This window comes from Streptomyces sp. 8N706 (assembly GCF_052245415.1).
GTDB lineage: Bacteria > Actinomycetota > Actinomycetes > Streptomycetales > Streptomycetaceae > Streptomyces.
Map to the genome: position 1 here is coordinate 46,256 of NZ_JBQQBW010000028.1, position 13,380 is coordinate 59,635.

Here is a 13,380-nt window from a genome sequence, read left to right on the forward strand (position 1 = left end):
CCACCGCCTTGCGATCGCACGCACCAGCCGCCGCGACCCCCGCCCTTCGGGCGGACGGCGCTACTTTCGAAACCCGCCCTAGAAGACATCCTCCGGCGGTACGGGCGACGGCTGCGCCCCCGCGTCGGTCACCGGCCGGGCCCCGCCCGTGAAGTCCACCAGCGCCCGCCCGTGTTCGACCCGGCCCGGGTGCGGATCCCCGGCTGCCCGGCGCGTCAGCTCCGCGACCGGCAGCTGCCGGTCGGAGGCGAGCAGGACGGCGTTGCCGAAGCGCCGCCCCCGCAGCACGGCCGGATCGGCCACGAGACACACCTCGGGGAACACGGCTCGTACCGTGGCGATCTGGGCGCGGAGATGGGAGAGCGGCGGCCCGTCGGCGAGGTTCACGGCGTAGAAACCGCCCGGTCCCAGGGCCCGGCGCACTTCCCCGGCGAACTCCACGCTCGTCAGATGCGCGGGCGTACGGCGCCCGCCGAAGACATCCGCTATCACCAGCCCGGCCCAGCCGTCGGGAATCTTCCCCAGCCCCTCACGGGCGTCGCCGCTCCGTACGCGTATCCGCCAGCCGCTCTCCAAGGGCAGCTCACGCCGTACGAGTTGGACGAGACGGGCGTCCAACTCCACGATCTGCTGGGTGGAGCGGGGCCGGGTCGCCGCGATGTAACGGCCGAGGGTGAAGGCACCGCCACCCAGGTGCACGGCGTGCAGCGGTCTGCCGGGCGGCGCGGCGAGATCGGCGATATGGCCGAGCCGGCGCTGGTATTCGAAGTCGAGGAAGGTGGGGTCGTCGAGGTCGACATGGGACTGCGGGGCGCCGTTGACGAGCAGCGTCCGGCCTCGCGGGCGGTCGCGGTCGGGGACGAGTTCGGCGAGGCCGCCGTCCACCTCCTCGGTGACCGGTTCGGAAACTCCACGCCGTCGTCTCGCCATGCCTCCAGTATCAGCGACAGCGGTCGGCGGCCTCGATCATACGGGCGGCCTCGCCCAGCGCCTCGCGGAGCATGACCGGGTCGGTGACATCGCCGTCGCCGACCGGGGGGACGAGCCAGCCGGTGCCGGCGACCGGCGGCTCACCGCCGGGAGTCCGCCCGCGCCCCAGTGTCCTGGTGCAGGCGCTGCCCGGCAGATCCCAGCCGTCCGCGGTACCGGGAGGCACCAGAAAGCCGAGGGTGTCGCACGAGCCGTCGTGGAGCACCGGCCCGACGCCGGGCATCCCCACGCCGCGCCGCAGAATGTCCACCGCCTCGAGGCCCTGACGGGCCGGGACGGTGACGAGATCGGCGTCGTGAGCCGAGCCGCTGATGTCCACGCAGGCCTCCAACACGAGAAACCCCTCCTCCGGAGTGAGTCCGGTCGCTCATCTCCGCAGTGTTCAACGCCCCACGGCGTCAACGGCTACGGCGGCACGCCGCCGCAAAGGATGGCAGTTCATGGCGGATCGTGGGTGAGATATCCCGTTTGTAGCCAAACCCTGCGTATCGACCTTGTCACAAACGGTACGGTCGTGCCCCGCCGAAAGCCGCCCCTCACCGGGCGGCAGCACCGCCAGAAGAAGAGGGCTCGGCCATGGCGTCGCCACCAGCGTCCTCGGGAGTCCCCGCCGCCCGGCGGCCGAACACGGCCTTCCGGCACCTGCGCGGCCCGCTGTCACCGGGGGAGTTCGCCGCGGCCGTGCGTCGTGCGGCCCGGGACATCGGAGAGCAGGTCTCCTGCGACGCCCGCTACATCGGGCGGGTGGAGTCCGGTGAGATCCGCTGCCCCAACTACGCCTACGAGCGGGTCTTCCGGCACATGTTCCCCGGGCGTTCGCTCGGGGACATGGGTTTCTCGCCACGAGAGACGGTGCGCGGACGGAAGGGGCGCGGCGCGCCACCACCCGAGTACGAACCAGCCGACACTGACGAGGAGAGCGACGTGCTGCGTCGCGCATTCATGACCGGCGGCCCGGCCGCCATGGCGGCCTCTCTGGGGCTCGGCCCCGCCCGCCCGCATCACCGCCCCGGAGAGTCCGAGGCGGCGGCCGTCGAGGAGGCCGTACGCCGCATCCGGGTGCTCGACGACCGGCACGGCGCCGACGGCCTCTACCGCCGCGCGGCCCAGCCGCTGCGCAACGCCTACGCCCTGCTCGACGCGGGCACGCGGAGACAGTCGACGGCCGACCGCCTGCACGCCGGGGCGGGCGAACTCGCCATCTCCGTCGGGTGGTTGGCCCACGATTCGGGGCGCCTCGCCGATGCCCGCTCGCACTACGCCGAGGCTCTCGCGACCTCCCGCGTCGCGGGGGATCCCGCGCTGGAGGCCCATGCCTTCTGCAACAGCGCCTTCCTCGCGCGCGACGCCGGGCGTCCGCGCGAGGCCATAAGAGCCGCGCAGGCCGGCCAGCGCGCCGCCGCCCCCCTCTCGTCCCACCGGCTCCAGTCCCTCCTGGCTCTGCGCGAGGCGGGGGGCTGGGCAGGCCTCGGCGACCGCCGGAGCTGCGAGGCGTCACTGCTGCGTGCCCACTCGTTCTTCGGACGCGGTACCTCGGACGCCGATCCGGAGTGGATGTCCTTCTACGGCGAGGCCGAGCTGGAAGGGCTCGAGGCGCAGTGCTGGTCGGCACTGGGGCAGTGGAAGCGGGCGGCGGACCACGCGCGCCGGGCGGTGGCTCTCCAGAACCCGCATTTCGCCCGCAACACGGCCCTCTTCACGGCGGAACTGGCGGGAAACCTCGCCCGAGGCGGCGCCCCGGAGGAAGCGGCGCACGCGGGCCAACGTGTCCTGGCACTGTTGGAACAGGTCCAGTCCTCCCGTATCCGGGCGATACTCGACAGCACGGCGCAGGTCCTGCGCCCCCATGCCCACACGGCCCCCGTCGCGGCCTTCCTGGACCGTCACGGGCGCTGAACCGTCACACACCATCCGGCGTACGGCCGGGCTTCGCCACGGGCCCGGTGGGCCGGTGGCGGAAGCCCGGCCGGACGCCCCAGGGGCCGCGGGCAGGCCGGGCCGGAAGCACACGGGGCCACCCCGCGGTCCCGCCGGGCGGCGCGTGGAGCGGCCCGTCCGGCGCGGGCTACCGCGGAGCGGCCCCGCCGGCGAGGTGCCCCGTCTCGTTCCAGGCCTCGATCGCCGTCTCCCCGTAAGCCCACCCCAGCACCGACAACGACGCCGGGTTCAGTCTGATCCGGGCCGCGAACGAGACCTCCTGCCCCAGCCAGCGCGCTCCCACCGCCCGCAGAATGTGGCCGTGCGCGAAGACCAGCACATCGCGGTCGGCCGAGCGCGCCCACTCCACCACGGCGTCCGCACGCCGGGCGAGCTGGTCCAGGCTCTCGCCCTCCGGCACCCCGTCGCGCCAGATGAACCACCCGGGCCGCCGGTCCTGGATCTGGTCCTGGGCCAGTCCCTCGTACGCGCCGTAGTCCCACTCCATCAACGCGTCCCACGGCTCCGCGCGGTCCCCGAACCCGGCCAGCTCACAGGTCTCCGAGGCCCGTACCAGCGGGCTCGTACGGATCTCCGCGCCCGGCAGTCCGTCGAACGGGGGCCGGTGCAGCCGCTCTCCCAGCAGCTTCGCGCCCTGTCGCCCTTCCTCGAGGAGCGGGACGTCCGTCCGCCCCGTATGTCTGCCGGACAGCGACCATGCCGTCTGTCCGTGCCGTGCCAGCAGGATGCGGGGAGCCATGGCGGACCTCTCGCCGAGCGTGCGGTTCCGAACGGCCGATCCTGGACGCACGATCGTTCGCGACGGACGCAACGGACGCGACGGCTGCCGACGGATCTTGCGCGGCAGGAACCGACCTCTCGCTCCCATCATCGCGCAAACGATCGACGAGCAACCTGTTGACCGATCTTGGCGTCTTCCTGCGCGCAGCTGCCGATCACCGACCGACAGGCGCCTCAACAACAGGCGAAGGCAGTGCTGCGAAGCACCGGAGGTGGTGTGTGTCTGCCGTCACATACACCGTACGGTTGAACCGCGCCTGTTGGCCGCCTTAACACTTGGAGAGCGTCCGGATGCCACAGAATGCGCCCGCGCACCGCACCGGAAGAGAAGAGGGCAGCCGGCACCGCTGGTGGACCGAACTGCCGCTGATCGCCCTGGTGTACGGCGCATACTCGGCGGGGCGGCTGCTGGCGCGGGGGGACGTCTCCACCGCCGTCGACCACGGCCTGGCGATACTGCGCTTAGAACAGCATCTGGGCCTGAACGCCGAACACCCGCTCAACCGGGTGTTCACCGCGTACCCCTCCATAGGCATACCCTCCGACTTCGCGTACGCCTCGCTCCACTACCTGGTGACGCCCGCGATCCTCGTCTGGCTGTGGAAGCGCCGGCCGGCGAGCTACCGGGTCGCCCGCACGTGGCTGATGGTCTCGACCTTCCTGGGGCTGCTCGGCTTCACTCTCCTTCCGACCTGTCCGCCCCGCCTGCTCGACGCCGGACACGGCTTCGTGGACACCATGGCGCAGTACGGCCAGTACGGCTGGTGGGGCGGTGAGGCCAGCGCGCCGCGCGGGCTCGGCGGGCTCACCAACCAGTACGCCGCGATGCCGAGCCTGCACGTCGGCTGGGCGCTGTGGTGCGGTGTGATGCTCTGGCGGCACGGCCGGTCCGCGCCGGCGAGGGCCGCCGCTGTCGCCTACCCCTTGATCACCACGATCGTGGTGATGGGGACCGCGAACCACTACTTCCTCGACGCGGTGGCCGGCGTGGCCGTCATGGGCCTCGGGCTGCTGCTGGCACGCCCCGCCCTGCGCCTCACCGACCGCCTGCGCGACCATCTGCGGGAGCGGCTGCCGGAGCGGACCGGCGGGCGCCCCGCTCCCGCTATATCCCCGGCCGTTGCCATGTCCCCGGTCGGCTCTCCGGCCGCGGCGCCGACTGGGGCGGCGGCCCGGAGCGAGGCTTCGGGAAGCGGAACGGCCACGATTGTCGGTGGCGGATGCGAGACTTCGGCGGGTGAACGGATCCCTCGACAGCCGAGCCGTGGCAGCCGCCCCGACGGCGGTGCCACCGCAGGCCCTGCCACAGCCGGGGACGGCGCTCCGGCAGCGGCTCGCTGAGCTCCGCGGGCCCACCGCGCCGCCGCACCCGCTCGACGCCCGGGCCCTCGCCGCGCTCGCCGCCAACCCCGGCTGCCGCCGGCGCGCGTTGTTGGACGGGGCCGGGGTGGACAAGGCCGCGCTCGCACGGGCGCTGGGCTCCCCGACGACTTTCGGCCAGTCCCAGTTCGCCATTGTCCGCGGCAATGCCTTCGAGGCGCGGGTGCGGGCGGACGGGGGCGCGGAGCTGCTGCGACTGCTGTACGAACGCCTGGGCGACGGCGACCCCGCGCCCGTACCGGGCAAAGTGCACGTCCCCGATCTGACGGCGGCAGGCCCCGAGGGCCGCGCGGCCCGTACCCGGCTCGCCCTGGCGGAGGCGACGGCCGCCGAGGACTGGGCGCTGCTGTTCCACCCCATGGTGGTGCTCGACGTGGCCGGTTCCCCCGCCTATCTGGAGCCGGACGCGGTCGTGGTGCACCCCGACGGACGCTGGACGGTCGTGGAGGTCAAGTCCTTCCCCGTGGTGGACGGCGCGGCCGACGCGGCCAAGGTGGGCGCGGCGGCGCGGCAGGCGGCCGTATACGTCCTCGCCCTCGAACGCCTGGCGGATACGGTCGACGAAGTGCCCAGCGCTGCCCGTGTACTCCACTCCGTGCTGCTGGTCTGCCCCAGGGACTTCTCCAACCTTCCCACCGCAGAGCCGGTGGACGTGCGTAAGCAACTGTCCGTCACCCGGCGGCAGCTGGCCCGGCTGACGAGGATCGAGGAGATCGCCGCCGGGCTGCCGGAAGGCACCACGTTCGCCCTGCGTCTCGCCGACGACGGCAGGACACCGACCCGGCCGGCGGAGGAGCTGGCCACGGCCGTCGACGCGGTCGGGGCGACGTACGCCCCGGAGTGCCTGGCCGCTTGCGAACTGGCCTTCCACTGCCGGGCCCGGTCTCGCGCGGAGGGCGCTGTGGAGACGCTCGGCCGTGGGCTGCGGGGCGAACTGGGCGGCCTCACCACGGTGGAGGCCGTCCTCGCGGCGGCCCTCGGCGAGCACGGCGGCGAGGCGGCGGACGACGACGGGCGCGCGAACTCCGGCGCCCGGGCCGCCCGCCCTGCCGTCGGTCCGGCCGCCGACCTGACGCGTGACCCGACCCGCCCGGAGGCGGGCCCAACCGTGGCCCCGGCCATCGACCCGGGCGTGAACCCGACCGTGGGCCCGGCCATCGACCCGGGCGTGAACCCGACCGTGGGCCCGGCCATCGACCCGGGCGTGAACCCGACCGTGGGCCCGGCCATCGACCCGGGCGTGAACCCGACCGTGGGCCCGGCCGTCGACCGTCCCGCGGGCGCAGCCGTCGACCCGGCCGTCGATGCGCTCCGCCGTGCGGCGGCCCTGCGCGCCGAAGCGCTGTGCGCCTCCGGCAGGTCGGACTCGCCCGGTGCGCAAGGGGGCACGCCATGCGGCTGATCCTCCGGCCGTGCCCCGCCACCCGGCCCACCGGACGTCTCCGGCTCCGCACCTCCGCCGAGGCACGGGGAGGCACCCCCGTGCCGCCGCCCGACCACCCGGTCCCCGCGCGCCCGCAGCGGCGCCCCTCCGGCGAGGAGGCACTGTGTCGCTGATCGACACGCTCGCACGGCTGGAAGCCGTCCGGGCCGGGCGGGCTCAGCCGCGTGCGACCGTGCGCCACCGGCATCTGTCCGACCGCCCGTTCGCCTTCGTGCCGCTGACGACCGCCGGTGAGGCGGGCGCGCCCCTGGGAGCACTGGTCGGCACGGACCGCGACGCGCCGCGGCTGCTCGTCGTTCCCCAGCCGCGCGACCGTGACCTGAGGTTCGCGTTCCTGGCCGACCTGGCGGAAGCCGTGCTGCCGTACCTCGACGCCTACGCGGATGGTGTCGAGACGGAGGAGCGCAAGGAGACCGACCCGGAGACGGGCAAGAAGGTGCCGGTCGAGGTGGAGTTGTGCTCGGACGCTCCGCAGCTGCTGGTCCCGAGCGCCGCGGGCGTGGAGTTCGTACGCCTGCTGGGGCGGTCGATGCGCTTCCGTCGCACCGCCGAGCAGGACCCCGACACCCCGTACCCCGCCCCCGCGCGCGTGCCGCTGCTCGGCCGCTGGCTGACGCACTACGGCGAGCGGTCCCGCGTCCCCGGCTCCTCACTGCTGCTCTCGCTGACCGAGCTTCTCGGCCGTCACTGGGCGACCGGGCAGAGCAATCTGGAGGACCAGCATCTGGGCGCGCTGCTGGCGTGGATCGACCCACCGGACGGCGAGTCGGGCGCGGACGCCGCGCTGCGGGTGGAGCTGGAGCGCGGAGCGGACGGGCTGCTGCTGTGCCCGCCGGCGGGTCCGGCCACCGACCCCGTGTTCGACAACAAGCTGCTCGCTCCGGCCATGTCCCGGTTCGACGCGGCCCGCACGGAAGCGGCCCGTACCGGAGAGGCTCGTGGCGCACGTGCCCGTACCGAGGGAGCTGACGCCGAAGGGACCCGCTCGGAGGCGCCCGACGCGGCAGCGGCCCGTACCGACGCGGCGCGTACGACGACCGCCGGTGCGGCAGAGGCGCGGAACGCCGTCGCCCGCGCCGAGGCCGAGATCCGCGAGCTCGTCGCCTCCCAGCTGCGTCCCACCTGGGACGCCCTGTGGCGCGGAGTGGATCTGCTGCGCGCCCTGCCCGAGGGCGGCCATGTCGAGGACCGCTGGAAGCGGGACCGCTGGTCGTACACCGGCCATCGCGACCGTGTCCGGGCCGGAGAGCCGCCCCAGCCCAAGCGGGACGACGCGGTGAGCGCCGCCCAGAAGCTGGCGACGCGGGAGACGGCGCAGGCCCAGCTCGATGCGCAGGAGGCGCTGGACGACCCCCTGGTCATGGCGGGCCGGCGGCTGACCGGGGAGGCGTTCGCGGGCGAGGTCTCCGACGTGGTGATGGCGTACAGCGACGCCAAAGTGCCGCGGCCGCGGCCGCTGGTGACGGTCCGTACGGACGACCGGCCGCATCTGGCCGCGGGCGCGAAGGTGTACCGCGCGTCGGCGGACGGCAGGACACAGACGGCGGAGTTCGTGTCATACGAACCGGGCGCGCTGGTCGTCCGGTTGACCGGGGGCATGGGGCGGGGCAAGGTCCCGGAGCCGGGGTCGGTGCCGGAGAAGGGCGACCGCGTGTGCTGGACGCTGTTCGAGCATGCGCCACGCGGCGGGCCGGAGCTGCCGGACCCGGAAGAGACCCCATGGACACACGGCGGGCCGCCCTCGTTCCTGGCCACAGCCGAAGCCCCCGACCCGGTGACCGATGAGGACGTGCTGTGAGCGACGAGGTGAGGGGAGAGGTCTCGCCCCACGACGGTGCCCTGAACAGCGGGAGGCCGGGCGACCAGGCGTTCGATCCGGGGGCCGCCGCGTCGCGGGCGACGGACGCGATCCTGCGCGACACACTGCACGGCCCGCACCGTGGCGTCGTCGTCGACTCCCCGCCCGGCGCGGGCAAGTCGACACTCGTGGTCCGCGCCGCCCGGGAGCTGGCCGCCGCGGGCCGCCCGCTCATGGTGGTCGCACAGACCAACGCCCAAGTGGACGATCTGGTCGACCGGCTGGCGACGGCCGAGCCGGACCTCCCGGTGGGCCGTCTGCACAGCAGTGACCCCAGCCCGTACGACCCGGTCCTCGACCAGCACCCGTCCGTCCGCACCTCCGCCAAGGCCGCCGACCTGGCCGGTCTCGACGTCGTCATCTCGACCGCGGCGAAGTGGGCGCACACCAGGAACGTCGAGCCGTGGCGGCACGCGATCGTCGACGAGGCGTACCAGATGCGCTCGGACGCGCTGCTGGCCGTGGCGGGGCTCTTCGAGCGGGCGCTGTTCGTCGGCGACCCGGGACAGCTCGACCCGTTCAGCGTGGTGGGCGCCGAGCAGTGGGCGGGGCTTTCGTACGACCCGTCGGCGAGCGCGGTGAGCACCCTGCTGGCCCACAACCCCGACCTCCCCCAGCACCGCCTGCCGGTGTCCTGGCGGCTCCCCGCGTCCGCCGCGCCGCTCGTATCGGACGCCTTCTATCCGTATACGCCCTTCCGCAGCGGCACCGGCCACGGCGACCGTCGGCTGTCCTTCGGTGTGCCGTCGGACGGCTCGGCGGCGGACCGGGTCCTGGACGAGGCCGCCGAGTCCGGCTGGGGCCTGCTGGAGCTGCCCGCCCGGAACACCCCCCGGACGGACCCCGAGGCCGTACAAGCCGTGGCGCAGGTGGTGCGGCGGCTCCTGGACCGGGGCGGGGCGGCATACGGCGAGCGGTCTCCGGACGCCGTACCGCTCACGGCGGACCGGGTCGCGGTCGGCACCGCGCACCGCGACCAGGCGGCCGCCGTACGCGCTGCGCTGGCCGGGCTCGGTGTGCCGGGTGTGGCGGTGGATACGGCGAACCGGCTGCAGGGCCGGGAGTTCGATGTGACGGTGGTCCTGCATCCGCTGTCGGGGCGGCCGGACGCCACGGCGTTCCATCTGGAGACGGGGCGGCTGTGCGTGCTGGCGTCGCGCCATCGGCACGCGTGCGTCGTGGTGTGCCGTGCAGGGGTGACCCGGCTGCTGGACGATCACCCGTCCACGGAACCGGTCCAGCTCGGGGTGACGGTGAAATTCCCGGACGGCTGGGAGGCGAATCACGCGGTGCTCTCGCACCTCGCGGAGCACCGGGTGACCTGGCGTGGCTAGGGCACTCGTGCCGGGCCACGCCAAACCACGCGGCGCTCCGGGCTCCATGGGACGGTGGCGCGGAGGGCCAAAGCCGGGGCATTCCCCCGGCCTTCGGCCCAGGACACCCCGGCGCTGCGCGCTGGGAGGGGCCCGGGTACGACTCCGGCGTACGGCACGGCGGCCCCTGGTACGAGGCGGCGGCGCGGCCGCGGGTGACTTGCCAGGCGCGGGACAATGGAGGACGACGGACAGTGTTATCCGAGAACGGTGGAGGTAGTTCCATGTCGGAGCCGGGGTCGGCTCACCATCAGGCGGACGACGCGAAGCGCCGGCTGCGTCCCGCGGCACTGATCTTCGAACCCGCGGACGTGGTCGAGGACGACGAGCACTTCTTCGACCTGGAGTCGATCGACGATCCACAGGAGCTGCTGAGCCGTTCCACCGAGCTGACGCTGGCGTTCCGCGAGGCCGCCGACCGGGCGACCGAGTACCAGGCGATCGCGGCGGCGCAGCTCGCGGACCCCCAGCGCTTCGACCGGCTGCCCGTGGCCCTGATCGCGGAGCGGGCGGACTGGAGCGAGGACTACACGATGAGGATGATCGAGTTCGGTCGGGATCTGCTGCGGAACGGCGGTTCGGCAGCGCCCTGACGCAGGCGGACCGCCGCCTCGGGCGGTGCGGGGCAGTCGGTCCGCGGTTCATCCCGGTGGGTCCGTTTTGTCCTGCAACCCAGCCGAGCGCCTATGCGCAGGAAGCACGCTGCGGCCGCTCACCAAAGAGCGGGGCCACGGCGTACGGCGCGTGCGGAAGGTACCCCACCACGCCCCGCCCTGTCCCGGTTTCCACCATTCACCGGTCGCGGCATGGCTTCACGCGGTAGTTGTTTCCCCATGAACCACTGGCAGCGGGACGCCCGGCACTCCGACTCCCACCGGCGCCCGGGCCTCTGCGCCGCCCGCGCCGCTGAGCCCCGCCCCGCGGCAGCCCACGTGACCAGCGCCGGAGCCCAGTGGCTCGCCTCGGCCGATCCGTTCCCCCGCAGCGTGCTCGCCCTCTGGACGGAGCATCCCACCGCTCCCGGTGTGCTGCCCTGTGGCACCACGTTCGACGTGCTCAACGTCCCGGCGGTCTTCGGCCGGCGGATGCTGGACCGGTTGTGGGCCGAGGGCCCCGGCTCCGGGCCGGTGTCGGTCCATCGGGCCCGGATGCTGCTCTTCGCCGCTCCTGGTACGGCGCAGCGACTGCCCGCGCTCCTGGAGTGGGGGGAGGGGAGCGAGGCCGTACCGCCGTTCCTCTACCACGGCGCGGGCGACGCGGTGACCGTGCCTCCGTCGGCCGGGCCGTCACCGGGCGTGCCGCGGAGGAGCACGGAGCGCGGGCCCTCGCGCTGGCTGGTCGCTCCGGAGGTCCGGCACCCCTGGCTGCCGGGTACGGAGGTGCTGCTCTGGGCGATCGTCCATGCAGCTCGCAGCGATGGCGGTGGGGCGGACGACCGCCGCAGGACGGCTGAACCGGCCCTCGCACCGGGCTGAGAATTATCGATTTTTGATCCGCCGGATCCGGATGCTAATGTCTTCCACGTCAGGCGCCGCTAGCTCAGTTGGTTAGAGCAGCTGACTCTTAATCAGCGGGTCCGGGGTTCGAGTCCCTGGCGGCGCACTTACGGTTGAATCGCTGTTGACCTGGGCTTTCTCGCTTCTGCGAGAAAGCCTTTCGTCATTTCTGGGCCCTTGGGGCCGTCTCGGGCCCGGCTCGGGCGTCGGGGCCGCCCTCCGCCGACGTTCCCGGCGGTGCGGCCCGCCCCGGGACGGCTCGTCCCCCCGCGCCCCCGCCGAAATCCTCAGGGCCGCCCCCGCCGTCTCCCGCTGTCACCACCGCGGGGGCCTCCGCGGTGGCCCATGTCTCAACCGGCGCGACCGTCCGACCTCGTCAGTCCGACCTCGCCACAGCGGTCCAACGTCGCCACGGCGCCCGTCCCCTCAAGGCAGCCCATCCCGTCACGGCGGTCCCTCCGGTCAAGCCAGCCCGGCCCGTCACAGCGGCCCCGTCCGGACACTCACCCCGCCCATTCACGCCGCGCCCATCCGTAACAGCCCCTCCGGGGCCACCCATCCCTCACGCCCCGCCCATCCGTCCTGGCCGCCCGTCCGGTCACCGCCGCCCATCCGTCCCGGCCGGCCCGTCCAGTCACGGCCGCCCGTCGGTCACGGCCGTGTGACCCGGACCGTCCAGCGTCCGCTCTCGTCGGTGTCCAGCACCTCGACCGCGACCCCGCTGCTCCGGTCGGTCATCCGTTCCCCCACGCCCAGCGGCGCGTCGGCCAGCGGCGGATAGACCGATGAGCTCCGGCACGCACCGGTGCGCGGGTGCGCGTCCAGCACCTTCATCGGGCCGCCGCCGGAGGCGGTCGTACTGCGCACCCGGTAGACGAGTACGCCCTTGGTGCAGGCCCCGGAGTCATTGCCCCGTCCCTCGCGGACCTCGATGGCGAGCGCGGTCGCGCCCCCCGTCCGTACGACCAGCAGCCGGGGCCCGCCGTCCGAACCGGGCCCGGCCGGGGCGGCGAGCGGGACGAGGCTGTGCATGCTCGTTCCGCTCCGCCGGACACAGGCGACCTGCTGCCGGTCCAGCCAGCCCAGCTTCCACTTGTGCCAGCCGAAGGGTTCCGGCGCCAGCCCGAACTGGCTGCCCATGAGGTCCCAGTCCCCCACATGAGTGTCCCAGTCGCCCTTGCCGCCCTGGGGGCGCTTGTAGAGGTCCGGCAGATCGAAGACGTGCCCGGTCTCGTGCGCCAGGACGTTGCGGTCCGGCGGATGCTGCTCGAAGACCGTGACGATCCGGCGCAGCGCCGAGCCGTCGGCCCGTAGCGGACGTTCGAAGTTGACGACCTTCGTGGCGTCGGCGTCCACACCGGGAGCATCGGGGTCGGCGACCAGATACACGATGTCGTACCGGGAGAAATCCACCTGATCGTCAGCGGCCTTGACGGCGTCCCTCAAATACGTGGAGCGCAGACGGGGGTCCCAGTCGCGTTCTATCCCGTACGAGGTCGACGTGCCCGGCATCCGGACCCAGTCGCCGACGGGATGCGCACGGAGTTGGAACCGTCCGTACGAGGCGCGCTCGAAGAAGCCCGAAGTGTCGGGGAAGTAGTCGGCGGCCAGCTCGTCCGGGGTCGCGGCGGGGTCGGAGTCCGGGAAGGACAGAAAGACCATCACCGCGTCGAGGCGGCCCTGCGGCTGGGGATAGGCGGGGTTCCAGGTGTCCAGGCCCTCGGAGTGGTGCGCTGCCGTCCGTGCGAGGGCGCAGGGGCCGGCGACCGGGTCGGCCGCGGCGGGGCCCGCGACGAGCGATGTGGCGATGACCGCCATGAAGGAAGTGAGCGCGGCCGCGAGGCTGCGCAGCCGCGGACGGTCCACTCCCCCGGGTGTCTGCGGACGCGACACGTCGACCTCCCGGGTGGAATCGGAACTCCTCACCCACCCTGCTGGGATTTGAACGGGTACGCCCTGTTCCGGTGGCCCGGTCGGGTGATCGACATGACACATCCGCGTGTCACAGACAGTCACAGTAGGTCATTGATGGAACAGGCTCGTGCAGAGGTGCACAGAAGTAGACGGGGGGCGGCCGCGGTGCCCAGGATCACGGTTGCGTTACTGGAACGCCGCTCCCAC

The 13,380-nt window shown here is 73.4% G+C and carries 10 protein-coding genes, 1 tRNA gene and 1 pseudogene; 8 read left to right on the forward strand and 4 right to left on the reverse strand.

What is annotated here, in order from left to right; translation table 11 throughout:
- Positions 1-78 precede the first annotated feature (78 nt).
- The gene (locus ACTWQE_RS13380) at positions 79-930 is read right to left on the reverse strand and encodes a spermidine synthase (protein ID WP_443329126.1); all 852 of its coding nucleotides are present in this window, start codon (positions 928-930) and stop codon (positions 79-81) included.
- A gap of 10 nt (positions 931-940) precedes the next feature.
- The gene (locus ACTWQE_RS13385) at positions 941-1,324 is read right to left on the reverse strand and encodes a hypothetical protein (RefSeq protein WP_443329127.1); all 384 of its coding nucleotides are present in this window, start codon (positions 1,322-1,324) and stop codon (positions 941-943) included.
- 242 nt (positions 1,325-1,566) lie between these two features.
- On the opposite strand from ACTWQE_RS13385, the gene ACTWQE_RS13390 reads away from it, so the two are divergent.
- Positions 1,567-2,886 (forward strand): hypothetical protein, encoded by a 1,320-nt coding sequence (locus ACTWQE_RS13390; protein WP_443329128.1) that lies wholly within the window; start codon positions 1,567-1,569, stop codon positions 2,884-2,886.
- Positions 2,887-3,055: 169 nt separating this feature from the next.
- Here ACTWQE_RS13390 and ACTWQE_RS13395 read toward each other — a convergent pair whose 3' ends face one another.
- Entirely contained in the window at positions 3,056-3,667 is a 612-nt protein-coding gene (locus ACTWQE_RS13395; RefSeq protein ID WP_443329129.1) for a histidine phosphatase family protein, read from the reverse strand.
- A gap of 332 nt (positions 3,668-3,999) precedes the next feature.
- Here ACTWQE_RS13395 and ACTWQE_RS13400 point away from each other — a divergent pair, with 332 nt between their 5' ends.
- The 7 genes and pseudogenes from ACTWQE_RS13400 (at position 4,000) to ACTWQE_RS13430 (ending at position 11,365) form a co-directional block, all read left to right on the forward strand.
- Complete coding sequence (locus ACTWQE_RS13400; RefSeq protein WP_443329130.1) at positions 4,000-5,049, forward strand: phosphatase PAP2 family protein; 1,050 nt, start codon at positions 4,000-4,002, stop codon at positions 5,047-5,049.
- Positions 4,973-6,088: pseudogene (locus ACTWQE_RS13405) on the forward strand (hypothetical protein); the annotation flags it as partial. The gene ACTWQE_RS13400 and the pseudogene ACTWQE_RS13405, both read left to right, overlap by 77 nt.
- A 547-nt stretch (positions 6,089-6,635) precedes the next feature.
- Positions 6,636-8,330 carry a hypothetical protein gene (locus ACTWQE_RS13410; protein WP_443329131.1) on the forward strand — a complete coding sequence of 565 codons (1,695 nt, stop codon included), beginning with the start codon at positions 6,636-6,638 and terminating at the stop codon, positions 8,328-8,330.
- Positions 8,331-8,371: 41 nt separating this feature from the next.
- Complete coding sequence (locus ACTWQE_RS13415) at positions 8,372-9,724, forward strand: AAA domain-containing protein (RefSeq protein WP_443329151.1); 1,353 nt, start codon at positions 8,372-8,374, stop codon at positions 9,722-9,724.
- 263 nt (positions 9,725-9,987) lie between these two features.
- Positions 9,988-10,356: a hypothetical protein gene (locus tag ACTWQE_RS13420; protein WP_443329132.1), complete on the forward strand. Its 369-nt coding sequence runs from the start codon at positions 9,988-9,990 to the stop codon at positions 10,354-10,356.
- Between the two features lie 240 nt (positions 10,357-10,596).
- Complete coding sequence (locus tag ACTWQE_RS13425; RefSeq protein WP_443329133.1) at positions 10,597-11,238, forward strand: bifunctional DNA primase/polymerase; 642 nt, start codon at positions 10,597-10,599, stop codon at positions 11,236-11,238.
- 53 nt (positions 11,239-11,291) lie between these two features.
- A tRNA-Lys gene (locus ACTWQE_RS13430) sits at positions 11,292-11,365 on the forward strand.
- A 545-nt stretch (positions 11,366-11,910) separates the two neighbouring features.
- On the opposite strand, the gene ACTWQE_RS13435 is transcribed toward ACTWQE_RS13430, so the two are convergent.
- Positions 11,911-13,152 (reverse strand): M6 family metalloprotease domain-containing protein, encoded by a 1,242-nt coding sequence (locus ACTWQE_RS13435; protein ID WP_443329134.1) that lies wholly within the window; start codon positions 13,150-13,152, stop codon positions 11,911-11,913.
- Positions 13,153-13,380 lie beyond the last annotated feature (228 nt).

Bases quoted from the DNA above. Each gene is read 5' to 3' on its own strand.
- ACTWQE_RS13380 (WP_443329126.1), bottom strand. From the start codon at position 930: ATGGCGAGACGACGGCGTGGAGTTTCCGAACCGGTCACCGAGGAGGTG.
- ACTWQE_RS13390 (WP_443329128.1), top strand. From the start codon at position 1,567: ATGGCGTCGCCACCAGCGTCCTCGGGAGTCCCCGCCGCCCGGCGGCCG.
- ACTWQE_RS13395 (WP_443329129.1), bottom strand. From the start codon at position 3,667: ATGGCTCCCCGCATCCTGCTGGCACGGCACGGACAGACGGCATGGTCG.
- ACTWQE_RS13400 (WP_443329130.1), top strand. From the start codon at position 4,000: ATGCCACAGAATGCGCCCGCGCACCGCACCGGAAGAGAAGAGGGCAGC.
- ACTWQE_RS13420 (WP_443329132.1), top strand. From the start codon at position 9,988: ATGTCGGAGCCGGGGTCGGCTCACCATCAGGCGGACGACGCGAAGCGC.
- ACTWQE_RS13425 (WP_443329133.1), top strand. From the start codon at position 10,597: ATGAACCACTGGCAGCGGGACGCCCGGCACTCCGACTCCCACCGGCGC.